The 25,233-nt window shown below is 50.5% G+C and carries 22 protein-coding genes; 16 read left to right on the top strand and 6 right to left on the bottom strand.

The features are described 5' to 3' along the window. Window positions 1-2 precede the first annotated feature (2 nt). From murD to mutT, 12 genes are all read left to right on the top strand, one after another. Window positions 3-1,319, top strand: coding sequence for a UDP-N-acetylmuramoyl-L-alanine--D-glutamate ligase (gene murD, locus OGY67_RS07260; protein WP_286573818.1), 1,317 nt, complete (start codon window positions 3-5; stop codon window positions 1,317-1,319). Further along, window positions 1,319-2,563 carry a cell division protein FtsW gene (gene ftsW / locus OGY67_RS07255; RefSeq protein ID WP_003829529.1) on the top strand — a complete coding sequence of 415 codons (1,245 nt, stop codon included), beginning with the start codon at window positions 1,319-1,321 and terminating at the stop codon, window positions 2,561-2,563. The genes murD and ftsW overlap by 1 nt, the downstream gene beginning before the upstream one ends. Continuing rightward, complete coding sequence (murG, locus tag OGY67_RS07250; RefSeq protein ID WP_003829528.1) at window positions 2,560-3,627, top strand: undecaprenyldiphospho-muramoylpentapeptide beta-N-acetylglucosaminyltransferase; 1,068 nt, start codon at window positions 2,560-2,562, stop codon at window positions 3,625-3,627. Before ftsW ends, murG begins: the two co-directional genes overlap by 4 nt. 51 nt (window positions 3,628-3,678) lie before the next feature. After that, window positions 3,679-5,154 carry a UDP-N-acetylmuramate--L-alanine ligase gene (murC, locus tag OGY67_RS07245; protein WP_003018763.1) on the top strand — a complete coding sequence of 492 codons (1,476 nt, stop codon included), beginning with the start codon at window positions 3,679-3,681 and terminating at the stop codon, window positions 5,152-5,154. Further along, complete coding sequence (locus OGY67_RS07240; protein ID WP_008786198.1) at window positions 5,147-6,067, top strand: D-alanine--D-alanine ligase; 921 nt, start codon at window positions 5,147-5,149, stop codon at window positions 6,065-6,067. Before murC ends, OGY67_RS07240 begins: the two co-directional genes overlap by 8 nt. 1 nt (window position 6,068) lies before the next feature. Then, window positions 6,069-6,902 carry a cell division protein FtsQ gene (gene ftsQ / locus OGY67_RS07235; RefSeq protein WP_003018758.1) on the top strand — a complete coding sequence of 278 codons (834 nt, stop codon included), beginning with the start codon at window positions 6,069-6,071 and terminating at the stop codon, window positions 6,900-6,902. Further along, window positions 6,899-8,161 (top strand): cell division protein FtsA, encoded by a 1,263-nt coding sequence (gene ftsA / locus OGY67_RS07230; RefSeq protein ID WP_003018755.1) that lies wholly within the window; start codon window positions 6,899-6,901, stop codon window positions 8,159-8,161. The genes ftsQ and ftsA overlap by 4 nt, the downstream gene beginning before the upstream one ends. Window positions 8,162-8,223: 62 nt before the next feature. Next, entirely contained in the window at window positions 8,224-9,375 is a 1,152-nt protein-coding gene (gene ftsZ / locus OGY67_RS07225; protein ID WP_003018753.1) for a cell division protein FtsZ, read from the top strand. 100 nt (window positions 9,376-9,475) lie between these two features. Continuing rightward, window positions 9,476-10,393, top strand: coding sequence for a UDP-3-O-acyl-N-acetylglucosamine deacetylase (gene lpxC, locus OGY67_RS07220; RefSeq protein WP_006686706.1), 918 nt, complete (start codon window positions 9,476-9,478; stop codon window positions 10,391-10,393). 283 nt (window positions 10,394-10,676) lie between these two features. Then, on the top strand, window positions 10,677-11,183 hold the full coding sequence (gene secM, locus OGY67_RS07215) for a secA translation cis-regulator SecM (RefSeq protein WP_003829520.1): 507 nt from the start codon (window positions 10,677-10,679) through the stop codon (window positions 11,181-11,183). Window positions 11,184-11,243: 60 nt separating this feature from the next. Beyond that, the gene (gene secA, locus OGY67_RS07210) at window positions 11,244-13,949 is read left to right on the top strand and encodes a preprotein translocase subunit SecA (protein ID WP_003829517.1); all 2,706 of its coding nucleotides are present in this window, start codon (window positions 11,244-11,246) and stop codon (window positions 13,947-13,949) included. Between the two features lie 56 nt (window positions 13,950-14,005). Then, complete coding sequence (gene mutT, locus OGY67_RS07205; protein ID WP_008786200.1) at window positions 14,006-14,395, top strand: 8-oxo-dGTP diphosphatase MutT; 390 nt, start codon at window positions 14,006-14,008, stop codon at window positions 14,393-14,395. 172 nt (window positions 14,396-14,567) lie between these two features. On the opposite strand, the gene yacG is transcribed toward mutT, so the two are convergent. Genes yacG through coaE form a run of 3 tightly spaced genes read right to left on the bottom strand, consistent with a single transcriptional unit; the run spans window position 14,568 to window position 16,135 of the window. Then, the gene (yacG, locus tag OGY67_RS07200; RefSeq protein WP_003018740.1) at window positions 14,568-14,762 is read right to left on the bottom strand and encodes a DNA gyrase inhibitor YacG; all 195 of its coding nucleotides are present in this window, start codon (window positions 14,760-14,762) and stop codon (window positions 14,568-14,570) included. A 9-nt stretch (window positions 14,763-14,771) separates the two neighbouring features. Beyond that, window positions 14,772-15,515, bottom strand: a complete 744-nt coding sequence (gene zapD, locus OGY67_RS07195; protein WP_003829513.1) for a cell division protein ZapD — start codon at window positions 15,513-15,515, stop codon at window positions 14,772-14,774. Next, window positions 15,515-16,135 (bottom strand): dephospho-CoA kinase, encoded by a 621-nt coding sequence (gene coaE, locus OGY67_RS07190; protein WP_003829511.1) that lies wholly within the window; start codon window positions 16,133-16,135, stop codon window positions 15,515-15,517. Before coaE ends, zapD begins: the two co-directional genes overlap by 1 nt. Before the next feature lie 225 nt (window positions 16,136-16,360). Here coaE and OGY67_RS07185 point away from each other — a divergent pair, with 225 nt between their 5' ends. Beyond that, window positions 16,361-17,404 carry a GMP reductase gene (locus OGY67_RS07185; protein ID WP_003829510.1) on the top strand — a complete coding sequence of 348 codons (1,044 nt, stop codon included), beginning with the start codon at window positions 16,361-16,363 and terminating at the stop codon, window positions 17,402-17,404. Between the two features lie 57 nt (window positions 17,405-17,461). On the opposite strand, the gene hofC is transcribed toward OGY67_RS07185, so the two are convergent. Genes hofC through ppdD form a run of 3 tightly spaced genes read right to left on the bottom strand, consistent with a single transcriptional unit; the run spans window position 17,462 to window position 20,450 of the window. Beyond that, window positions 17,462-18,664, bottom strand: a complete 1,203-nt coding sequence (gene hofC / locus OGY67_RS07180; RefSeq protein WP_071446600.1) for a protein transport protein HofC — start codon at window positions 18,662-18,664, stop codon at window positions 17,462-17,464. Continuing rightward, window positions 18,654-20,039, bottom strand: a complete 1,386-nt coding sequence (gene gspE, locus OGY67_RS07175) for a type II secretion system protein GspE (RefSeq protein WP_286573817.1) — start codon at window positions 20,037-20,039, stop codon at window positions 18,654-18,656. The genes hofC and gspE overlap by 11 nt, the downstream gene beginning before the upstream one ends. A 9-nt stretch (window positions 20,040-20,048) precedes the next feature. Beyond that, window positions 20,049-20,450 carry a prepilin peptidase-dependent pilin gene (ppdD, locus tag OGY67_RS07170; protein ID WP_048227090.1) on the bottom strand — a complete coding sequence of 134 codons (402 nt, stop codon included), beginning with the start codon at window positions 20,448-20,450 and terminating at the stop codon, window positions 20,049-20,051. A 41-nt stretch (window positions 20,451-20,491) separates the two neighbouring features. Here ppdD and OGY67_RS07165 point away from each other — a divergent pair, with 41 nt between their 5' ends. The 3 genes from OGY67_RS07165 (at window position 20,492) to OGY67_RS07155 (ending at window position 25,181) form a co-directional block, all read left to right on the top strand. Next, complete coding sequence (locus OGY67_RS07165; RefSeq protein WP_275377468.1) at window positions 20,492-22,054, top strand: recombinase zinc beta ribbon domain-containing protein; 1,563 nt, start codon at window positions 20,492-20,494, stop codon at window positions 22,052-22,054. Window positions 22,055-22,129: 75 nt separating this feature from the next. Continuing rightward, window positions 22,130-23,677: a DEAD/DEAH box helicase family protein gene (locus tag OGY67_RS07160; protein WP_283090789.1), complete on the top strand. Its 1,548-nt coding sequence runs from the start codon at window positions 22,130-22,132 to the stop codon at window positions 23,675-23,677. A 799-nt stretch (window positions 23,678-24,476) separates the two neighbouring features. Then, window positions 24,477-25,181 (top strand): IS6-like element IS26 family transposase, encoded by a 705-nt coding sequence (locus OGY67_RS07155; RefSeq protein ID WP_001067855.1) that lies wholly within the window; start codon window positions 24,477-24,479, stop codon window positions 25,179-25,181. The last annotated feature ends 52 nt before the right edge of the window (window positions 25,182-25,233 follow it).

Raw genomic sequence — 25,233 nt, 5'->3', positions numbered from 1 at the left:
TCATGGCTGATTACCAGGGTAAAAAAGTCGTCATTATCGGTCTGGGATTGACCGGGCTGTCCTGCGTGGATTTCTTTCTGGCGCGTGGCGTGACGCCGCGTGTGATGGATACCCGCGCAACGCCACCTGGCCTGGATAAATTGCCGGAAGCGGTTGAGCGTCATGTTGGCAGCCTGAATGATGATTGGCTGCTGGCCGCCGATCTCATCGTCGCCAGCCCTGGTATTGCCCTGGCGCATCCTTCTCTGAGCGCCGCTGCTGATGCAGGGATCGAAATTGTCGGTGACATCGAGCTGTTCTGTCGTGAAGCGCAGGCGCCGATCGTCGCGATCACCGGTTCCAACGGGAAAAGCACCGTCACCACGTTGGTGGGAGAAATGGCGAAAGCGGCTGGTGTGAACGTGGGTGTTGGCGGAAATATCGGTCTGCCCGCGCTGATGTTGCTGGATGACGAACGTGAGCTGTATGTACTGGAGTTGTCGAGCTTCCAGCTGGAGACAACCTTCAGCTTACAGGCCGTAGCCGCTACCATTTTGAACGTCACCGAAGATCATATGGACAGGTATCCGTTTGGCTTGCAGCAGTACCGTGCGGCCAAACTGCGCGTCTATGAGAATGCGAAAGTGTGCGTGGTTAATGCCGATGATGCGCTGACCATGCCGATTCGCGGGGCGGATGAGCGCTGCGTGAGCTTTGGCATCAACATGGGTGACTATCATCTCAATCGTCAGCAGGGTGAAACCTGGCTGCGGGTGAAGGGCGAAAAAGTCCTGAACGTGAAAGAGATGACGCTTACCGGCCAGCATAACTATACCAACGCCCTGGCGGCGCTGGCGCTGGCGGATGCTGCGGGTCTGCCGCGGGCATCCAGCCTGAAAGCGCTGACTACCTTTACCGGTCTGGCGCATCGTTTCCAGTTGGTACTGAATCATAACGGTGTGCGTTGGATCAACGATTCAAAAGCCACCAACGTTGGCAGCACCGAAGCGGCGCTGAATGGTCTGCACGTTGACGGTACGTTGCACCTGCTGCTGGGCGGCGATGGGAAATCCGCCGACTTTATGCCGCTGCAACGCTACCTGACTGGCGACAACATTCGTCTGTACTGCTTTGGTCGCGATGGCGCGCAGCTTGCCGCTCTGCGTCCTGAGGTTGCGGAACACACTGAAACCATGGAGCAGGCAATGCGTCTGCTCGCACCGCGTGTGAAGTCGGGCGATATGGTGCTGCTGTCGCCAGCCTGCGCCAGCCTTGACCAGTTCAAGAACTTTGAGCAACGCGGTGACGTCTTTACCCGTTTAGCGAAGGAGTTGGGTTGATGCGCTTCTCTCTCCCTCGTCTGAAAATGCCGCGCGTACCGGGACTGGGTGTCCTGGCGTGGATCTTCGCGGCACTTAAAGGCTGGGTGATGGCTTCGCGTGATAAAGACGCGGACAGCCTGATCATGTATGACCGCATGCTGCTGTGGCTGACTTTTGGTCTGGCAGCGATCGGTTTTGTGATGGTGACATCGGCATCGATGCCCGTAGGGCAACGCCTGGCAGGCGATCCCTTCCTGTTTGCTAAGCGTGACGCGCTGTATATCTTCCTCGCGTTCTGTCTGGCGATGGTGACGCTGCGTCTGCCGATGGAGTTCTGGCAAAAGTACAGCACAACGATGCTGATCGCCTCGATCATCATGTTGTTGATCGTGCTGGTGGTGGGGAGCTCCGTTAACGGGGCATCGCGCTGGATCGCGCTGGGTCCACTGCGTATTCAGCCTGCGGAATTCACCAAGCTGTCGCTGTTCTGTTATCTCGCTAACTACCTTGTGCGTAAAGTCGATGAAGTGCGTAATAACCTGCGCGGCTTCTTAAAACCGATGGGTGTGATTCTGGTGCTGGCAGTCTTACTGCTGGCGCAGCCTGACCTTGGTACGGTAGTGGTACTGTTTGTCACGACGCTGGCGATGCTGTTTCTCGCTGGTGCGAAACTGTGGCAGTTCATTGCCATTATCGGCATGGGGATTTCGGCGGTGGTGCTGCTGATCCTTGCCGAACCGTATCGTATTCGCCGCGTAACCTCTTTCTGGAACCCATGGGAAGATCCGTTTGGCAGCGGGTATCAGTTAACGCAATCGCTGATGGCTTTTGGTCGCGGTGAGGTTTGGGGTCAGGGGTTAGGTAATTCAGTGCAAAAACTGGAGTATTTACCGGAAGCGCACACCGACTTCATCTTCGCCATCATTGGGGAAGAGCTGGGTTATATCGGTGTGGTATTGGCGCTTTTAATGGTATTCTTCGTCGCTTTTCGCGCGATGTCGATCGGTCGCAAAGCACTGGAAATTGACCACCGTTTTTCAGGCTTTTTAGCCTGCTCCATCGGGATTTGGTTTAGCTTCCAGGCTCTGGTAAACGTCGGCGCGGCAGCAGGCATGCTGCCAACAAAAGGTCTGACGTTACCGCTGATCAGTTATGGTGGTTCCAGTTTGTTGATTATGTCGACGGCCATCATGTTTTTGTTACGTATTGATTATGAAACTCGTCTGGAAAAAGCCCAGGCGTTTACACGAGGTGCACGATGAGTGGTCAACCGAAGCGGTTAATGGTGATGGCAGGCGGTACCGGCGGGCATGTGTTCCCGGGGCTGGCGGTCGCGCACCATTTAATGGCCCAGGGCTGGCAGGTTCGTTGGCTGGGCACCGCCGATCGTATGGAAGCGGACTTAGTGCCGAAGCATGGCATTGAAATTGACTTTATTCGCATCTCCGGTTTGCGTGGCAAAGGTGTCAACGCGCTGCTTGCCGCCCCCGTGCGTATTTTTAATGCCTGGCGTCAGGCGCGCGCCATCATGAAGCAGTTTAAGCCTGATGTGGTGCTGGGGATGGGCGGTTACGTGTCCGGCCCTGGCGGTCTGGCTGCCTGGTCATTAGGCATTCCGGTTGTACTGCATGAGCAGAACGGCATTGCGGGATTAACTAACAAGTGGCTGGCGAAAATTGCAACGAAGGTGATGCAGGCTTTTCCTGGCGCTTTCCCGAATGCGGAAGTGGTGGGGAACCCGGTACGCACCGACGTTCTGGCGCTGCCGTTGCCAGAAGCGCGTCTGGCGGGGCGTGAAGGCCCGGTTCGCGTGCTGGTCGTCGGGGGATCTCAGGGCGCACGCGTATTGAACCAGACGATGCCGCAGGTTGCCGCAAAGCTTGGTGACGCGGTGACTATCTGGCATCAGAGTGGCAAAGGCGCGCAGCAAACCGTTGAACAGGCGTATGCCGACGCGGGACAACCGCAGCACAAGGTCACTGAGTTTATTGATGATATGGCAGCTGCCTACGCGTGGGCGGATGTTGTAGTTTGTCGCTCCGGCGCGCTGACGGTAAGCGAAATTGCCGCCGCAGGTTTGCCTGCGCTGTTTGTGCCTTTCCAGCACAAAGACCGACAGCAGTACTGGAATGCGCTGCCGCTGGAGAAAGCGGGCGCCGCCAAAATTCTTGAGCAGCCGCAGTTTACTGTGGATGCCGTCGCTAACACCCTTTCCGGGTGGTCGCGAGAAACCTTATTAACCATGGCAGAACGTGCGCGCGCCGCTTCCATTCCGGATGCTACAGAGCGCGTTGCTAATGAAGTGAGCCGGGCTGCCCGGGCGTAATTGTGGTGATGCCTTTTGCATCGCATGAACTAAGAAGTTAATGGCTAAAGAATGAATACACAACAACTGGCAAAACTGCGTTCCATCGTGCCCGAAATGCGTCGCGTTCGGCACATTCACTTTGTCGGCATCGGTGGTGCTGGTATGGGCGGTATTGCCGAAGTTTTGGCCAACGAAGGTTATCAGATCAGCGGTTCTGACTTAGCGCCGAACCCGGTGACGCAGCAGTTGACGAATCTGGGCGCCACGATTTTCTTCAACCATCGCCCGGAAAACGTGCGCGATGCGAGCGTGGTGGTGGTATCCAGCGCCATTTCTGCGGATAACCCGGAAATTGTTGCGGCGCATGAAGCGCGCATTCCGGTGATCCGTCGTGCTGAAATGCTGGCGGAGTTAATGCGTTTTCGTCACGGTATCGCCATTGCCGGGACGCACGGTAAAACCACGACCACAGCGATGGTCTCCAGTATCTACGCGGAAGCGGGGCTGGATCCGACGTTTGTCAACGGCGGTCTGGTGAAGGCCGCAGGCGTCCATGCGCGTCTGGGTCATAGCCGTTATTTAATAGCGGAGGCGGATGAGAGCGATGCGTCGTTCCTGCATTTGCAGCCGATGGTAGCGATTGTTACCAATATCGAAGCCGATCATATGGATACCTACCATGGCGACTTCGAAAATTTAAAGCAGACGTTTATTAATTTCCTGCATAACTTGCCGTTTTATGGTCGTGCGGTGATGTGCGTTGACGACCCAGTGATCCGCGAGTTGTTGCCGCGAGTTGGTCGTCAAACCACAACCTATGGTTTCAGCGATGATGCTGATGTGCGCGTCGAAGATTATCAGCAGATTGGCCCACAAGGGCACTTCACGCTGCTGCGTCAGGGGATGGCCGATTTACGCGTGACGTTGAACGCACCGGGCCGTCACAATGCGCTGAACGCGGCGGCGGCGGTAGCAGTTGCAACAGAAGAAGGCATTGAAGACGACGCAATTCTGCGCGCGCTGGAAAGTTTCCAGGGCACCGGACGACGTTTTGACTTCCTCGGCGAATTCCCGCTTGAGCCGGTAAACGGTAAAGCCGGGACGGCGATGCTGGTGGATGATTATGGTCATCACCCTACGGAAGTGGATGCCACGATTAAAGCTGCACGCGCGGGCTGGCCGGACAAAAATTTGGTGATGCTGTTCCAGCCGCACCGCTTTACGCGTACTCGCGATCTGTATGACGACTTTGCCAACGTGCTGACTCAGGTCGATGCGCTGTTGATGCTGGATGTGTACGCCGCGGGTGAAGCCGCGATTCCAGGAGCCGACAGTCGCTCGCTGTGCCGTACGATCCGTGGTCGCGGTAAGATCGACCCGATTCTGGTATCCGATCCGGCTCAGGTGGCAGACATGCTGGCGCCGGTATTAACCGGCAACGATCTGATTTTGGTGCAGGGCGCTGGAAATATCGGCAAAATCGCGCGTTCCTTAGCTGAAATCAAACTGAAGCCGCAAAACCCGGAGGAAGAACAACATGGCTGATAAAATCGCGGTCCTGTTAGGGGGAACCTCCGCAGAGCGTGACGTTTCGCTGAATTCCGGCGCGGCCGTACTGGCAGGGTTACGCGAAGGTGGTGTGGATGCTCATCCAATTGACCCAAAAGAGGTTGATGTCACGCTTTTGAAATCGATGGGTTTTCAAAAGGTGTTTATTGCACTGCACGGTCGTGGTGGTGAAGATGGCACGTTGCAGGGCATGCTGGAGCTGATTGGACTGCCGTACACCGGTAGTGGCGTCATGGCTTCTGCGATTTCGATGGACAAACTGCGCAGCAAACTGTTGTGGCAGGGGGCTGGTTTACCGGTCGCGCCTTGGGTCGCATTGACCCGCGCTGAGTTCGAAAAAGGTCTTAGTGATGAGGTGGTTACGGAGATTTCTGCGCTAGGTTTGCCGCTGATTGTGAAGCCAAGCCGTGAAGGCTCAAGCGTAGGGATGTCAAAAGTTGAAGAAGAAAATGCTTTGCATGGTGCATTAGCATTGGCTTTTCAGCATGATGAAGAAGTACTGATCGAAAAATGGCTCAGTGGCCCGGAATTTACAGTTGCGATACTTGGTGAAGAAATTTTACCGTCAATACGTATCCAACCTGCGGGAACCTTCTATGATTATGAGGCGAAGTATCTCTCTGATGAGACACAATATTTCTGCCCTGCCGGTCTGGAAGTCGAACAAGAGGCCCGTTTACAGGAATTAGTCCTGAAAGCGTGGACCACATTGGGCTGTAAAGGTTGGGGTCGCATTGACGTCATGCTGGACAGCGATGGCCAGTTTTATCTGCTGGAAGCGAATACCTCTCCGGGTATGACCAGCCACAGTCTGGTGCCGATGGCGGCGCGTCAGGCGGGCCTGAGCTTCTCGCAGTTGGTGGTAAGAATTCTGGAGTTGGCGGACTGATATGTCGCAGGCTGCGCTGAACACGCGAAACGGTGATGAAGAAGAAGTAAACTCCTCACGCCGCAATAATGGAACGCGTCTTGCAGGAATATTGTTCCTGCTGACAGTGCTGTGCACCGTGTTTGTCAGCGGCTGGGTAGTGTTGGGATGGATGGAAGATGCGCAACGTTTGCCTTTATCGAAACTGGTGTTAACCGGCGAACGGCATTACACGCGCAATGACGATATTCGTCAGTCCATTTTGGCACTGGGCGCTCCGGGAACCTTTATGACTCAGGATGTGAACATCATCCAGAGTCAAATTGAACGCCTCCCCTGGATTAAACAGGCGAGCGTCAGAAAGCAATGGCCCGATGAATTGAAGATTCATCTGGTTGAATATGTGCCCATTGCGCGTTGGAATGACCAACATATGGTGGATGCTGAAGGAAATACGTTCAGTGTTCCAACCGGTCGGGCCAATAAGCAGGTATTACCCATGTTGTATGGACCGGAAGGCAGCGCAAGTGAAGTGTTGCAAGGGTTCCGCGATATGGGGCAGGTGCTGGCTAAGGATAGATTCACCCTGAAGGAAGCGGCGATGACCGCTCGTCGTTCCTGGCAGTTGACGCTGAATAACGATATTAAGCTGAATCTGGGCAGGGGCGATACGATAAAACGTTTGGCTCGCTTTGTGGAACTCTACCCGGTTTTACAGCAGCAGGCGCAAACCGATGGCAAACGGATTAGCTACGTTGATTTGCGTTATGACTCAGGAGCGGCAGTAGGCTGGGTTCCCTTGCCTCCTGAGGAATCTAATCAGCAACAGAATCAGGCACAGGCAGAACAACAATGATCAAGGCGACGGACAGAAAACTGGTAGTTGGACTGGAGATTGGCACCGCGAAGGTAGCCGCTTTAGTAGGGGAAGTTCTGCCCGACGGTATGGTCAATATCATTGGCGTGGGCAGTTGCCCATCGCGAGGTATGGATAAAGGCGGGGTGAATGACCTTGAGTCAGTGGTGAAGTGCGTACAGCGCGCCATTGACCAGGCTGAACTGATGGCAGATTGCCAGATTTCCTCGGTGTATCTGGCACTTTCCGGTAAACATATTAGCTGTCAAAATGAAATTGGTATGGTGCCCATTTCCGAAGAGGAAGTGACGCAGGAAGATGTGGAAAACGTGGTACATACGGCAAAATCCGTACGCGTTCGCGATGAACATCGTGTTCTGCACGTTATTCCGCAGGAATACGCCATCGACTACCAGGAAGGCATTAAAAATCCGGTCGGTCTTTCCGGCGTGCGTATGCAGGCAAAAGTCCATCTTATTACCTGCCACAACGACATGGCGAAGAACATTGTCAAAGCCGTTGAACGTTGTGGTCTGAAAGTTGACCAACTGATTTTTGCCGGGTTGGCAGCCAGTTATTCCGTGTTGACGGAAGATGAACGTGAGCTGGGTGTCTGCGTGGTGGATATTGGTGGTGGTACAATGGACATCGCCGTTTATACTGGCGGGGCGTTGCGCCACACTAAAGTTATCCCTTATGCAGGGAATGTAGTGACCAGCGATATCGCGTATGCCTTTGGTACGCCGCCGAGCGATGCTGAAGCCATCAAAGTGCGTCATGGTTGCGCGCTGGGCTCCATCGTGGGTAAAGACGAAAGCGTTGAAGTGCCAAGCGTAGGTGGTCGTCCACCGCGTAGCCTGCAACGTCAGACCCTGGCAGAGGTCATTGAGCCGCGTTATACCGAGCTGCTCAACCTGGTCAACGAAGAAATTTTGCAATTACAAGAACAGCTTCGCCAGCAGGGTGTGAAACATCATCTGGCGGCGGGGATTGTGTTAACCGGTGGCGCTGCGCAAATTGAAGGTCTTGCGGCCTGCGCACAGCGCGTGTTCCATACGCAAGTACGTATTGGCGCACCGCTGAATATCACTGGTCTGACGGATTATGCCCAGGAGCCTTATTATTCAACGGCAGTGGGGCTGCTTCACTACGGGAAAGAATCCCATTTGAGTGGTGAGGCTGAAGTAGAAAAACGCGTTACGGCATCAGTTGGCTCGTGGATCAAACGACTCAATAGCTGGCTGCGAAAAGAGTTTTAATTTTTAAAGAGACCAACGCACATTAACGGTCTCAGGCGACAGGCACAACGGAGAGAGAAACTATGTTTGAACCTATGGAACTTACCAATGACGCGGTGATTAAAGTCATCGGCGTCGGCGGCGGCGGCGGTAATGCCGTTGAACACATGGTGCGCGAGCGCATCGAAGGTGTTGAATTCTTCGCGGTGAATACCGACGCTCAGGCGTTGCGTAAAACGGCGGTTGGACAGACCATTCAGATTGGTAGCGGCATCACCAAAGGTCTGGGCGCGGGTGCAAACCCGGAAGTAGGCCGTAATGCGGCAGACGAAGATCGTGAAGCTCTGCGTGCAGCGCTTGACGGCGCAGACATGGTGTTTATCGCAGCTGGCATGGGCGGCGGTACCGGTACCGGTGCAGCGCCAGTGGTTGCTGAAGTAGCAAAAGATTTAGGTATTCTGACCGTTGCTGTCGTGACTAAGCCTTTCAACTTTGAAGGTAAGAAGCGTATGGCATTCGCGGAGCAGGGTATCACCGAGCTGTCCAAACATGTGGACTCTCTGATCACTATTCCGAATGACAAACTGCTGAAAGTGCTGGGTCGCGGTATCTCCCTGCTGGATGCGTTTGGCGCAGCGAACGATGTGCTGAAAGGCGCAGTCCAGGGTATCGCTGAACTGATTACTCGTCCGGGCCTGATGAACGTCGACTTTGCAGACGTGCGCACCGTGATGTCCGAAATGGGCTACGCGATGATGGGTTCAGGCGTGGCAAGCGGTGAAGACCGTGCAGAAGAAGCGGCTGAAATGGCTATCTCTTCTCCGCTGCTGGAAGACATCGATCTGTCTGGTGCGCGCGGCGTGCTGGTCAACATTACTGCGGGCTTCGACCTGCGTCTGGATGAGTTCGAAACCGTCGGTAACACGATTCGTGCCTTTGCATCGGATAATGCGACCGTGGTTATCGGTACCTCTCTGGACCCGGATATGAACGACGAACTGCGCGTCACCGTTGTTGCAACTGGAATTGGTATGGACAAACGTCCTGAAATCACTCTGGTGACCAACAAGCAGGTACAGCAGCCGGTAATGGATCGTTACCAGCAGCACGGCATGGCGCCGTTGACGCAAGAGCAGAAACCGGTAGCGAAAGTGGTTAACGACAATACGCCGCAAACCACCAAAGAGCCGGATTATCTGGATATCCCAGCATTCCTGCGTAAGCAAGCTGATTAAGAATTAGCTGGAATTTGGGAATTGTGGCTCTTTGTGCTAAACTGGCCCACCGAATGTATAGTACACTTCGGTTGGATAGGTAATTTGGCGAGATTATACGATGATCAAACAAAGGACTCTTAAACGTATCGTTCAGGCGACTGGCGTCGGTTTGCATACCGGCAAAAAAGTCACCCTGACATTACGCCCTGCGCCGGCCAACACCGGGGTCATCTATCGTCGCACCGACTTGAATCCTCCGGTAGATTTCCCGGCCGATGCCAAATCTGTGCGTGATACCATGCTCTGTACGTGTCTGGTCAATGAGCATGATGTACGGATTTCAACCGTAGAGCACCTTAATGCTGCTCTGGCGGGTTTAGGTATCGATAACATCGTTATTGAAGTTAACGCACCGGAAATCCCGATCATGGATGGCAGTGCCGCTCCGTTCGTTTATCTGCTGCTTGATGCAGGTATTGAAGAACTGAGCAGCGCCAAAAAATTTGTTCGCATCAAAGAGACCGTTCGTGTCGAAGATGGCGATAAGTGGGCTGAGTTTAAGCCGTATAATGGTTTTACGTTGGATTTCACCATCGACTTTAACCATCCGGCGATCGACTCCAGCACGCAGCGCTACGCGATGAACTTCTCTGCGGATGCGTTCATGCGTCAGATCAGCCGTGCGCGTACTTTCGGCTTCATGCGTGATATCGAATATCTGCAGTCCCGCGGCCTGTGCCTGGGCGGCAGCTTCGATTGTGCCATCGTTGTTGACGATTATCGCGTATTGAACGAAGACGGCCTGCGTTTTGAAGATGAATTCGTTCGTCACAAAATGCTCGACGCGATCGGTGACTTGTTCATGTGTGGTCACAACATTATTGGTGCATTTACCGCGTATAAATCCGGTCATGCATTGAATAACAAACTGTTGCAGGCGGTCCTGGCAAAACAGGAAGCCTGGGAATATGTGACCTTCCAGGACGATGCAGAACTGCCGTTGGCGTTCAAAGCACCATCGACCGTACTGGCATAACGACATACGCTGTCGCATAAATTCGACTGGTCAATCTGGCACTCTCTCCGGCCAGGTGAGCCAGTCGTTTTTTTATCTTCCGAGTGCAAACCACCTTATCTGAAGCGACTTTTTCCTCACAGGTAGATTAAAATACCGTTCGATCGCTGCTTTCTTAAGCATATTTACCCGCGACTTGCTGTCATTACTGCTGTGGTGCGAACGCATTAATGGTAAGATTTGTGCGCAAAAAATGGTTTTGCATTTGTAACCCCAAACGCAGGGTATATCAGGTGGCAATAACGTGAGTGGAATACTGACGCGCTGGCGACAGTTAGGCAGACGGTACTTCTGGCCGCATCTCCTGTTGGGGATGGTCGCGGCTAGTTTTGGCCTGCCCGCGCTCGGTAATGCTGCTGAACCTAATACCCCCGCGAAGGCGACCGCCAGCAATCACGATCAAGGCGCTAAAGTTAACTTTAGCCAGCTTGCTTTGCTGGAAGCGACCAATCGCCGCCCAAATTTTACCGTCGATTACTGGCATCAACATGCCATTCGTACGGTTATCCGCCATCTTTCTTTTGCCATGGCACCTCAGGCGTTGCCCGTTGCCGAAGAGCCATTGCCAATCCAGGCGCACCATCTTGCGTTACTGAATACGCTCAGCGCGATGCTGACGCAGGAAGGCACTCCGCCCGCGACAGTAAGTCGCGTGACATACGCACACTTTACCTCTCAGGCCGCGTTTAGCGTTCCGGTCTGGATCAGCCAGCTGCAGGGTATCCGCGCTGGTCCTCAACGCCTCAGCTAAAAAAGAACCTTCCAACTTATAATTTTTGACTCCGCACCGCGGGGCGTTTGAGATTTTATTATGCTAATCAAATTATTAACGAAAGTATTCGGTAGCCGTAACGAGCGTACGCTGCGTCGTATGCGTAAAGTGGTCAATGTCATCAACGCGATGGAACCGGAGATGGAAAAACTCTCCGATGATGAACTGAAAGCGAAGACCGCTGAATTCCGCGCCCGTCTGGAAAAAGGTGCCAGCGTTGAGAGCCTGATCCCGGAAGCGTTCGCCGTAGTGCGTGAAGCGAGTAAGCGTGTGTTCGGTATGCGTCACTTCGACGTTCAGCTGCTGGGCGGTATGGTGCTTAACGATCGCTGCATCGCGGAAATGCGTACTGGTGAAGGTAAAACCCTTACCGCGACGCTGCCAGCCTACCTGAACGCATTAAGCGGGAAGGGCGTACACGTGGTTACCGTGAACGACTATCTGGCTCAGCGTGATGCCGAAAATAACCGCCCGCTGTTTGAATTCCTCGGCATGACCGTTGGTATCAACATGTCTGGCCTGCCTGCGCCAGCCAAGCGTGAAGCCTACAACGCCGATATTACTTACGGTACCAACAACGAATACGGCTTTGACTACCTGCGTGACAACATGGCGTTTAGTCCGGAAGAGCGTGTTCAACGTAAACTGCACTATGCGCTGGTCGATGAAGTCGACTCCATCCTGATCGATGAAGCGCGTACGCCGCTGATCATTTCCGGCCCGGCTGAAGACAGCTCGGAAATGTACAAAAAAGTGAACAAAATCATCCCGCACCTGATCCGTCAGGAGAAGGAAGATTCCGACACGTTCCAGGGCGAAGGCCACTTCTCTGTTGATGAGAAAGCGCGCCAGGTTAACCTGACCGAACGTGGTCTGGTACTGATTGAAGAGCTGCTGGTTAACGAAGGCATTATGGACGAGGGCGAGTCACTGTACTCTCCAGGCAACATTATGCTGATGCACCACGTGACTGCCGCACTGCGTGCGCACGTGCTGTTTACCCGCGACGTAGACTACATCGTGAAAGACGGCGAAGTTATCATCGTCGATGAACACACCGGTCGTACCATGCAGGGGCGTCGCTGGTCCGATGGTCTGCACCAGGCTGTTGAAGCTAAAGAAGGCGTAGAGATCCAGAACGAGAACCAGACGCTGGCATCTATTACCTTCCAGAACTACTTCCGTTTGTACGAAAAACTGGCCGGTATGACCGGTACAGCCGACACTGAAGCGTTTGAATTTAGCTCCATCTACAAACTGGATACCGTGGTTGTGCCGACCAACCGTCCGATGATCCGTAAGGATTTACCGGATCTGGTGTACATGACCGAAGCGGAAAAAATTCAGGCGATCATTGAAGATATTAAAGAGCGTACCGCAAATGGCCAGCCGGTGCTGGTAGGTACTATCTCCATTGAAAAATCGGAAGTGGTATCTAACGAACTGAGCAAAGCGGGTATCAAACACAACGTTCTGAACGCCAAGTTCCACGCCAACGAAGCTGCAATCGTCGCCCAGGCGGGTTATCCGTCAGCCGTGACTATCGCGACGAACATGGCCGGTCGTGGTACCGATATCGTGCTGGGCGGTAGCTGGCAGGCGGAAGTAGCCGAGCTGGAAAACCCAACTCCGGAACAAATCGCGCAGATTAAAGCCGAGTGGCAGGTTCGCCATGACGCGGTATTAGCTGCCGGTGGCTTGCATATTATCGGTACCGAGCGTCACGAATCTCGCCGTATCGATAACCAGCTGCGTGGTCGTTCAGGTCGTCAGGGTGATGCGGGCTCTTCCCGTTTCTATCTGTCGATGGAAGATGCGCTGATGCGTATTTTTGCCTCTGACCGCGTGTCAGGCATGATGCGTAAACTGGGTATGAAGCCAGGTGAAGCCATTGAACACCCATGGGTGACCAAAGCAATTGCTAACGCGCAGCGTAAAGTGGAAAGCCGCAACTTCGATATTCGTAAGCAGCTGCTGGAATATGATGACGTTGCCAACGATCAGCGTCGTGCTATCTACACCCAGCGTAACGAACTGCTGGACGTAACTGACGTTAGCGAAACCATCAACAGCATCCGTGAAGATGTCTTCAAAGCAACTATTGATGCCTATATTCCGCCGCAGTCTCTGGAAGAAATGTGGGATATCCCGGGTCTGCAGGAACGTCTGAAAAACGACTTCGATCTTGAGATGCCGATTTCTGAGTGGCTGGATAAAGAGCCTGAGCTGCACGAAGAAACGCTGCGTGAACGTATCCTGGCAAACGCCATCGAAGTTTATCAGCGTAAAGAAGAAGTAGTGGGCGCGGAGATGATGCGTCACTTCGAAAAAGGCGTGATGCTGCAAACTCTCGACTCTCTGTGGAAAGAGCACCTTGCTGCGATGGACTATCTGCGCCAGGGTATCCACCTGCGTGGTTATGCGCAAAAAGATCCGAAGCAGGAATACAAGCGTGAATCCTTCTCTATGTTTGCGTCAATGCTGGAATCACTGAAATATGAAGTGATCAGCACCCTGAGCAAAGTTCAGGTGCGTATGCCTGAAGAAGTCGAAGCCATGGAGCAGCAGCGTCGTGAAGAAGCTGAGCGCTTAGCGCAGATGCAGCAGTTGAGTCATAAAGGCGACGATTCTGCCGCAGCAGAAGAGCTGGCAGCACAAACCGGCGATCGTAAAGTGGGTCGTAACGATCCGTGTCCTTGCGGCTCTGGCAAAAAATACAAACAGTGCCACGGCCGTCTGAGCTAAGAAAATAACTTACTGAAAAGGCGCAGAATTCTGCGCCTTTTTTATGGACGATAAAGATGAAAATACTGCAAATCGCCGTCGGGATTATTCGTAATCAGCAACATGAAATTTTTATCACCCAGCGTGCGGCTGATGCCCACATGGCAAATAAGCTGGAATTCCCCGGCGGGAAAATTGAAGCGGGCGAAACGCCGGAGCAGGCGCTGATTCGCGAGCTACAGGAAGAAGTGGGGATCACGCCGACTCAAAGCTCATTGTTCGAAAAGCTGGAGTATCAGTTTCCGGACAGGCATATCACTCTGTGGTTCTGGCTGGTTGAAAGCTGGGAAGGCGAGCCGTGGGGAAAAGAGGGGCAACCGGCGCAGTGGATTGCGCAAGATGCTCTGAATGCGCAGGATTTCCCGCCCGCGAATGCACCGGTCATTGAAAAGCTGATAGCTGGCTAATGGTGCTGTAGGCCGGATAAGGCAACGCCGCATCCGGCAAATTATGGCGGGGCGCTACGCTTGCCCGCCCTACGTTTTAGTTCGTAGGCCTGATAAGCGCAGCGCCATCAGGCAAAACAACATAAAATGCCGGGTGCGGCGTTGCCTAATCCGACCCACCGTTTTAGCAGAATTACTTCTGTTCTTCACTCCAGTCGTCGCTTTCTGACAGATCACCAGAGCTTGGGATGCGTTTCTCTTCTGCGGCCCACTCTCCCAGATCGATTAACTGGCAGCGCTTGCTGCAGAATGGGCGAAACGGACTGACCTCAGCCCATACTACAGGCTTGCCGCAGGTTGGGCAGTTGACGATGGTTTGTTCAGACATGTTGACTCCTTAACAGCACGCCAGTTCAAAATCGAGGCGCTCAGGCACCTGACCATTCTCGCTATCCAGCGGCATAAAGCGGATGGCAAAACGGCTCTTATGACCAGAAATTTGCGGATAAAGCAGCGAATCAAGCGGCAACTGCAAGCGTAGCAGATCTGCATCTTCGCCGTTGTCCTGATAAAAACCATTCAGGCTGGTTTGCTTACGAAACGGTGCTGAGTTGCGAATTAAATCCAGTACCAGCGACAGCGCCTGGTTGAGCGGATTCAGGCTGGCAAGCCAGGTTTCAACCTGCGCGTCACGATGCGACTGTGCCAGGTGTAACCAGATATGCAGAGTCGGCAGATCGAAACTGCAGCACCCGCCAGGAATACTTAAACGCTGACGTACGAGACCAATCAGACGATCTTCGCGCAGTGTCTGTCCAATACGCGGGGCAGAAATCAGAATGCTACCTGCACTTTTTAGCTGCTGACGCAAAGAGTCGATTCTGCTTTGATCGACGCCGGGAACTTCGACCCAGGCCTGGAGTTTACGCTGCTGTCGCTCCAGTTCTTTGAGGAGTTCGGTACGGACTTCGCCGCGTTCAAATACATCCAGTAAATCTCCGATATTGCGGAAAAAATGCAGAGCGCCGGCATGGTCAGCAATAGGCAAATTAACGGAGAGCTGTTGGATTAAAAACTCAATGCGCAGCCATGTACGCATCTTCTCATTGAGAGGGTGTTCAAAAAGGACCTGGGTGTGCATTACGGTTTTTCCTGTGAGACAAACTGCGACGCGCATTGCAAATAGAGCGCGTGCAGGCGGGCGACATCCGAGGCGATGGCTTCCGGTGCGCCATTATTATCAATAACATCGTCTGCCACGGCCAGCCGCGCTTCACGCGTTGCCTGGGCAGCAAGAATTTGTTCAACATGCTCACGCGTGACGTCATCACGCTGCATGGTGCGTCTGAGCTGGGTTTCGGGGGTGACATCCACCACGAGTACGCGGTCGGCTTTTTTATACAGCGAATTTTCCACCAGCAAAGGGACAACCCATAGCAGATAAGGAGAGGTTGCTTGCTGAAACTGACGCTGGGTTTCCTGCTGAATAAGCGGATGAAGCAGGGCATTCAGCCAGCTTTTCTCCTCAGGATTGGAAAAAATGCGTTCGCGTAAAATGCGTCGCTGCAACGATCCGTCTGCGGCTATAACGTCGGAACCAAAATGTTCTTCGATCGCCTTAAGAGCAGGTGTGCCGGGTTCAACCACCTGGCGCGCAATAATATCTGCATCAATGACGTTTATTCCGAGGTCAGCGAACGCATTTGCAACGGTGCTTTTACCACTGCCAATGCCGCCGGTTAAGGCTACCGTATACCTCATAGATGCCGATCCTGGAGTTTAAGTTTGATTATCAAACAGTTAAAAGTTATGCGTGCGAAGGCGAGGCTGCTGCAGGATTAACCTACTATTCGCCAGGTAAATTTATGGGATTGTAGCGTAAAAAAAGAGAATTTCGCAGTCTTGCGCGGCATTGATTAGTGCGTATGATAGCGTCACTGGAGTTGTGAGTTTCGATTTTTCGCCATTAACCCCAGGAATCCGCACATGCGTATCGAAGAAGATCTGAAGTTAGGTTTCAAAGACGTTCTTATCCGCCCTAAGCGTTCTACTCTCAAAAGCCGTTCCGATGTTGAGCTGGAACGTCAATTTACCTTTAAGCATTCAGGTCAGACCTGGTCCGGCGTACCTATTATTGCCGCGAACATGGACACTGTCGGGACGTTTGCCATGGCAACGGCACTGGCTTCCTTCGACATCCTGACCGCTGTGCACAAACACTATTCTGTTGAAGACTGGGCCGCCTTCATCGCAGAGAGCTCTGCCGATGTGCTTAAACACGTAATGGTTTCAACCGGTACGTCTGATGCAGATTTCGAAAAAACTAAACAGATTCTGGCGCTCAACCCCGCGCTGAACTTTATCTGCATTGATGTGGCTAATGGCTACTCAGAGCATTTTGTTCAGTTCGTGTCGAAAGCGCGTGAAGCATGGCCGACTAAAACGATCTGTGCGGGCAATGTGGTCACCGGTGAAATGTGCGAAGAGCTGGTGCTCTCCGGTGCTGATATTGTCAAAGTCGGCATTGGCCCAGGTTCTGTATGTACCACGCGTGTAAAAACCGGCGTTGGCTATCCACAGCTTTCTGCGGTTATTGAATGCGCCGATGCAGCCCACGGTCTGGGTGGCATGATTGTCAGCGACGGCGGCTGCACCATGCCGGGTGACGTGGCAAAAGCGTTCGGTGGCGGTGCAGACTTCGTGATGCTCGGCGGCATGCTGGCTGGTCATGAAGAAAGTGGCGGCAAAATTGTTGAAGAGAACGGTGAGAAATTCATGCTGTTCTACGGTATGAGCTCTGAATCTGCCATGACGCGTCACGTAGGTGGTGTTGCACAGTACCGCGCTGCAGAAGGTAAAACCGTCAAGCTGCCACTGCGCGGCCCGGTTGATAATACCGCTCGCGATATCCTCGGCGGTTTGCGTTCTGCTTGTACCTATGTGGGCGCATCCCGTCTGAAAGAGCTGACCAAACGTACAACGTTTATTCGTGTACAGGAACAAGAAAACCGCGTTTTCAATAGTTTGTAAGAACAGCTAGTTCTGTGAAATGCCTGATGGCGTTACGCCGCCATCCGGCATTTGAATCTATCCCACCCCGCTCATCGCATCTCCCAAATGGAAAATCGGTAAATACATCGCGACGACCAGCGTACCGATGATAAGCCCCGTAATGACCAGCAACGCAGGCTCAAGTAATGCAGCCAAATTCTCAGCCTGAGCCATGGTTTTCTCGCCATGGTGATGAGCAAGATTACGCAGCATTGCATCCAGCGAGCCGGAAGCTTCACCAGTTCTGACCAGCTGTATACACAATGGGCTGAATTCACCACTATTTTTAAGCGCTAACCAGATCGGTTTTCCTGAGCTGATGTCCTGCTGAACCAGTGCTAAACGTTGAGACCAGAAAGGGTTAGCCAGCGTTTCGGTAACGCTCTCAAGCCCCTGCAAAAAGGGAATGCCTGCATTTTGCGTTAACGCCAGAACAGTGAATATCTGCGTGAGTTTTTGCCCTCTCACCATCGGCCCTATGACCGGGAGGCTGAGCAGCAATTTCTGGCGCAGAATGAGCCAGTACGGTTTCTGCTTTATCAAATGATGTGTGGCAACTGCTACCAGACCAAGCGCTACCGCCAGCCATCCCCATTGGCTGCTACAGTGTGCGATGGTAATAATCCACTGAGTGAGCGCCGGTAGCGGGGTGTTGAACGTCTGGTAGATAGCGGCAAACTCAGGGAGTACAAACTGCAGCATCGCAAATACGACCATCACCGCCATTGTTATGATGATGATCGGATAGCGCAGGGCTTTTTTAACTTTATCAGCAAGTTGCTGTTGTTTCTTTTGCTGGTAGGCGAGTTCAAAACAGCAGTCGTCCAGCTTACCCGTAAGTTCTCCGGTACGGATCATTGCCTGGTAAAGGGGCGGAAAAACGTGTTGCCATTGTGATAACGAGGCGGAGAGGGTTATGCCCTGTTCCATATCGTAAGCCAGCGTACGCAGTAGCGCCTGCCATTGAGTGCTGGGATGCTGTTCAGCAAGCAGAGCTAGCCCTGTTGAGAGCGTTAACCCTGCTTTTAGCAATGTCGCCAGCTGGTGTATGGTTTCGGCACTTCTTGTACGGCTCCAGTGCGAGGTTTTGACACGCATACGTTTAATGCGCAGCGGCGTAATCTGTTGTTTCTCAAGAGCCAGCATCAATGACGGTCGGGTATCGGCCCATAGCGTTCCTTCCAGCGATCTACCTTCGTTGTTAATGCCTTGCCAGCGCCAAAGCTGTTTAGTGGACATGAGGCATGCCCAGTACACGAATCAGCTCTTCAAATGTCGTTAACCCTTGCTCGACGGCCTGACAGCCATTCTCGAAAAGCGTTCTCATTCCTGATTGCTGAGCATCAGATTCCACTTCGTCTACGGATGTGCCACTGGCAATACTCTGACGTAATGCCGGAGTAACAGGGAGCACTTCAAACAATGCCGTACGGCCATAAAATCCGTGATAACAATGTTTGCAGCCAGGGGCCTGCCAATTCGGTAGTGGTGTAGGCCAGACAGTTTTCGGGAGCGTGATAGGCGTACTCTGACGTTGTCGGCAATGGGGGCACAACTTTCTGACCAACCGCTGTGCAATAACGAGCGTCAGCGCGGAGGCGATCATCCAGCGTGCGACACCCATTTGTTGCAGGCGCACCAGCGTTTCACTGGTGGAATTGGTATGCAGCGTAGAAAGAACCAGATGGCCTGTTTGTGCGGCTTTAAGGGCTATTTCGGCCGTTTCGCCATCGCGGATTTCACTCACCATGATAATGTCGGGATCCTGGCGCAGCAGCGCGCGTAAGACTCCCTGAAAAGTCAAACCGGCGCGTGGGTGAATTTGCGTCTGGTTGAGGCCTGCGATCGGGATCTCTACCGGATCCTCCACGCTACAAAGATTCACATCCGGGGTGTTTCGAGTTTGCAGCGCACTGTACAGCGTGACCGTTTTGCCGCTTCCGGTAGGCCCGGTAACCAGAATCAGCCCCTGAGGCTGCTGCAAGGCTTGCGAAAATGCGGCCAGCTGCGCGTCTTGCATTCCCAGCGCCGCGATCTCCAGTGACTGATCGACCTGATGAAGTAGCCGTAACACGACTTTTTCGCCGTAGCGACAGGGCAGGGTGGCGATGCGAAACGAGACCGGCTCTCCTGAAATCTCAACGGTAAATTGTCCGTCTTGTGGAAGCCGATGCTCGGCGATATCCAGGCTGCCTAATACTTTTAACCTTGCGGTGATGGCTATGCCCATCTCGGTCGTGACTTCCGGTAACGCGTGAAGCACGCCATCTACGCGTAATCTGATTCGATAGTGATTTTCCTCGGGTTCAAAATGAATATCAGAAGCCCGTTGCGTCAGAGCGGAATGAAACGTCTGATTCAGCAAGTCTGCTGCGCTGGCGCTGCTTTTCGTGACCACTGCCGGGAGCATTTTCTGCGGTGTATGCGTGTGGCCTTCCATTTGCTGACGTGTCCAGCAGACAATGTCGATGTGTCGGGTGGTGGCAAAATGCAGCGCATCCAGCAGCTCGTGTGATGGGGCGTCTACGACGGCGATATGCACCACTTCATTGTCTGCATCCAGTAATATTGCCTGATAACGTTGGCATAGTGCCGTAAGTTGGGTGGTGTTCATCTCTGTTCCTTAGTGGGTATCGAAGCGGAAAACGTCTTCACAGGCCTGCTGCAATGCGCTGTCGTTCTGGATGACGCAGTTTCGGTTCCAGCCGGTAATGCCGTTGGCATTGTCCCAACCTGGCGTCATGGTGATGCTTAGCCCGTTCAGGCTTTCCTGCCCACTAAGGCTGACAACTCCCTTTTCAACGCTCATGGCTGAGACGTAACGGGTAGTTGTTGGAGAGGGAATACCATTCGTTCCGGCATCGCAGGTATTTGTTCCGCCATGCTCCAGTGCACAGAGCTCAACCGCCGTGCGATAGGGGACAAATGTTTGCAGCATGTCCGTCAGCGCGGCTTTGCGCAGATAGTTTTGATATGCCGGAATGCCGATGGCGCTAAGGATGGCAATAATGCCAATCACCACCATGATATACTGCTTTTTACTGTTATGATTTTAGGGAAAATAAAATGAAAAAAGCGGTGTATTGCTACGCTCGTGTCAGTTCGAGAGGACAAGCTAAAGATGGCTATGGCATGTCGAGACAGCAAACAATGCTGCGAGATTACGTTGCTGCATACGATGATTCTCAACATAACCGTGGCTATGAGTTTGGGGATATTAGTTGGTTGTATGCCGAAGGTGTATCTGCATATAGCGGAAAAAATATCGAAGATGGTTCTGTACTGAAAAACTTTATAGATGATGTGTTACAGAAAAAGATCACTAATTCAGTGTTAGTCATTGAAAACCTAGACCGCTTTAGTAGAGCCGCACCCAACCGAGCCGCAGGATTATTCTTGAGCTTGATTAATGCTGGATGCGATATTCATGAAGTAGAAACAGAAATGATACATCACCAATATAGTGATCTGAATATTATTTCAGGAGGTTTACAGCGAGCACATAATGAAAGTAAACGCAAAGCTCGCTTAAGTATTAAAAACTGGGATGAAAGAATAAAAAATACTATCGAAGGAACATCTGTTTTAACACATCGAGTGCCATCATGGATAGAAGTTAAAAATAATAAGTATGTGATAAAAGAAGGTGAGGCTGAGAAGTTCAACCTTATTTTTAAAATGTATGCTGATGGATTTGGACCTGCTGCAATCCGTGATGAACTAAAAAAGAAAAAAATGCAGATAAATGAAAGTGAGCCGACTATTAATCATTTGGTTAAAATAATTAAAGATCAAAGACTTATTGGTAAATTCAATTCTACGGGACGTAAAATTTTAGATGGTATGATTATCTATCCAGTGGTTGTTGAACAATCATTATTTGAAACTGTAAATGATTTACGAAAGCAGAGAAACCCGTTGGGAAAAGTAAATGTAAAAGCTAATAATTTATTTGCAGGATTATGTATATGTATGAATTGTGGCAGATATGTCCAAGTTAATTCTGTCGATAAAAAAGGTGATACATACTTTCGTTGTGGTGGGAGTCTATTGAAAATTGATAAATGCAAAGAAAGAGGTTTCAAATACAAGATTATAGAAAATGCTTTATTGGAACATATCAGGAATTTTGACTTTTCTATGTTGAGGTCAAACGATGATGATATACAAATCAAAATAAACTATCTTTCAATAGAGCTAGCTACAAAAGAAAATTATAGTAGCGAAATACTCGCAGACATGGAAAAGGAATACATACCTGACCCTAATGATAGACGTATACTAAAAAACCTCCAACGTCGTATTAGCGAAATACGAACTGAAATTACTAGGTTAAAACAATCAAATATTGGTTATGAAAAATTTAGCGATTTAAAAGAATCGTGCACTGATGATTTGCTCGACTCTAAGAATACTAATTTAAGACTTAATTTTAATGTGAAGATTAAACGTGTTATTAAAAATATAAAAATGAAGCGTTTAGGAAATGCTATTATGTTAGTTGTGAATTATATTGGTGTTAATGAGAAGCAAGCAATGGTAATTGATAGTAAAACTGGTGATGTGGAATTTATGGCAGTTCAGAATGATGACCTAAAATCGGTGGAGTATTTAATCAATAAATCATGATTTACTATGCCAAATAAAATTATTTTTCAATGCCTAAATACTAATAACTAAAACAACGAAAGGCCAGACACTGGAATGGCTGACCTTTCTAAATTAATCAATATGGAGCGTGTACAAATGATTAATCCTACACCTATTTATAACAAGTTTAAGTACGTAACTGCTGAGTGTGGTTCAGGTAAAACTACTGCTTTATGCAAGATGATTAATAATTATATTAAAGATAGTACACGCAAATTTATTATAGTACAGAATACACAAAAACTTGCTAAACAAACGGCTAAGAATTTCAGTAATTGCAAGTTGTTAATTAGCGATCTTGTCAGTACTAAGACAAACGTAATCAATTCAGTACTGGACTTTCTAAAGTCACCTAATGAACGAGTACTGATCATTAGTGACAAGACATTTTTTAAAATCCCTGTCGATTTATTAGAAGGTTGGGAAATATGGCTTGATGATGTGACTAACTTTCATTCTTTCAAAAGAGTTAATGATGGGAATAACATTATCAAGAAATTAATTTATTGCGACTTAATGAAAGAACATGAGATTCTTGATGATGGAGAGCAAAAGTACTTAACAGCACAAAAGAAAACTGTAAGTGGAGATTTATTAAACAAAATATATCAGGAGTTATCCGTTATTAGTGAGAATGATATTTTTATCATGAATAATGACTATTTCACTGATGCAGATAAAATTCAATTAAGTATTCTTGGGTGGAAAGATATCACGAAATACCTCGGGCTACCAATAACTTTCATGGGGGCCAACTTTGAAAACTCCTTGATTTATAAAGCTAGAAGTGAAGCATTTGAAAGTATAGCAATTAATAATCTTCAGCAAAGAACAGTACCTTTAGAGCAACGCTTAGAGGTTTTTTATTTTTCTGAAGAAATAAAATTGTCAAAAACATGGAAGGATAATAACCCCGAACAACTTCAAAGAATTTACGATTACCTTAATAATGAACTTGCAGGCAAGGATTTTTACTGGACGAATAACAATAATGATAAGCATAAACTTCATCACGGTACAAAGATAAGTCCTGATGCCAGAGGTTTAAACGATTATAAAGAACTGAATACATGTGTCTGGCTTGCCTGTATGCGTCCTGATACTACTGAAGCTAGCCTATGCGAATTGCTATTAGAAATTACGGGCGAGGATATTCAAATCGCCAGAGAGTACGAGAATCTATACCAGTTTGCATTACGAGGGGTATCGCGTCAGTTTGACAGTAAAGAACAGCAAACCGTCTACGTGTTTGATAAATGGCAGGCTGAGTCATTGAGTACAAATATTAAACATATTCCTGGAGTATTGGAAAACGTAGCACCGGGTGTACCAGGAAGGCCAAAGGGAGCCAAAAACGCTAACAGACTACCTAAATTGAGTGATACAAAATCGAGGCGTTTCAGTCGCTGGAAAAAAGAAAATCCGGGACTTGAAATAGACTCGTTCCGTGAGTTTCAGAACAATGATACTAACCGCGATCTCAGTACTGAAGATAAAACTGCCATGTTGAGACGATTCGAAAAGGCAGTACAAAAAAGAGACGCAGATTCAGTCCGAAACACCGACATGAAAAGCAACGATATGTCCAAAAATAACCCCTAATAATATATGCTTAAGTGAAAAAACGGACATCAGTCCAGGTGAGAAAGCGAGTTAACTACCTGAAAGCAGGAGCGGCGAAGCAAGCGAACTGTTTCGGGTAGTTAGTGAGAGTGCTCACGCAGTGAGTACTTGATAGCTATCCCATTGTTTACATAGATAAAACAATTAAACAGTACCCGCTTTGCGTGTACTGTTCGCTGGATTAGGTTCTACTGCTTCGTTCCTTTCAGTCACTGGCAGAGCGAACCAATCGCGTTTTTCTGTTCTGTTATTCAGTACATAACTGACTGTTATTTCATTACTTATTCTACAAATGATTCCTTTGTGTACTTAGTGGGGTATCTGTTGTTTCAGTTACTGGAAAAGCCCTGTCAGTACTGACCAGAGCGAAGCGACTCCGATCCGATCTGTCCCCCTTCATGATGGTGTTTCGGACAAAATGCACAGGAAGCCCCTGAATGCGATGTTCATTACTGACACACATGAATGACCAAAACCCTACAAAACGCCGTAGCGACGCTTTAAGAGCGTTTGCGTGATGGTATCGCTAATACTCCCTGTATTGAAATCAGATACATAACACCTTTCATGGATGACGAATCCTCTTGATCGATTTTACCTATTGATTTGTATTGAATTAATAGTTATTGATAGATTATAGCGATCAATAAGTCATTAATCGATCGTTTTTATCGATCGTTTATTGATATGCGTGCTACTCTTGAGCACCTGAACAGGCACTGTTGCAAATAGTCGGTGGTGATAAACTTATCATCCCCTTTTGCTGATGGAGCTGCACATGAACCCATTCAAAGGCCGGCATTTTCAGCGTGACATCATTCTGTGGGCCGTACGCTGGTACTGCAAATACGGCATCAGTTACCGTGAGCTGCAGGAGATGCTGGCTGAACGCGGAGTGAATGTCGATCACTCCACGATTTACCGCTGGGTTCAGCGTTATGCGCCTGAAATGGAAAAACGGCTGCGCTGGTACTGGCGTAACCCTTCCGATCTTTGCCCGTGGCACATGGATGAAACCTACGTGAAGGTCAATGGCCGCTGGGCGTATCTGTACCGGGCCGTCGACAGCCGGGGCCGCACTGTCGATTTTTATCTCTCCTCCCGTCGTAACAGCAAAGCTGCATACCGGTTTCTGGGTAAAATCCTCAACAACGTGAAGAAGTGGCAGATCCCGCGATTCATCAACACGGATAAAGCGCCCGCCTATGGTCGCGCGCTTGCTCTGCTCAAACGCGAAGGCCGGTGCCCGTCTGACGTTGAACACCGACAGATTAAGTACCGGAACAACGTGATTGAATGCGATCATGGCAAACTGAAACGGATAATCGGCGCCACGCTGGGATTTAAATCCATGAAGACGGCTTACGCCACCATCAAAGGTATTGAGGTGATGCGTGCACTACGCAAAGGCCAGGCCTCAGCATTTTATTATGGTGATCCCCTGGGCGAAATGCGCCTGGTAAGCAGAGTTTTTGAAATGTAAGGCCTTTGAATAAGACAAAAGGCTGCCTCATCGCTAACTTTGCAACAGTGCC

This window comes from Citrobacter sp. Cpo015, from assembly GCF_030333035.1.
In the GTDB taxonomy this organism is placed as follows: Bacteria; Pseudomonadota; Gammaproteobacteria; order Enterobacterales; family Enterobacteriaceae; genus Citrobacter; species Citrobacter portucalensis.
Note: the sequence above shows the minus strand (reverse complement) of the source record. Positions and strands in the feature narration are given on the sequence as shown.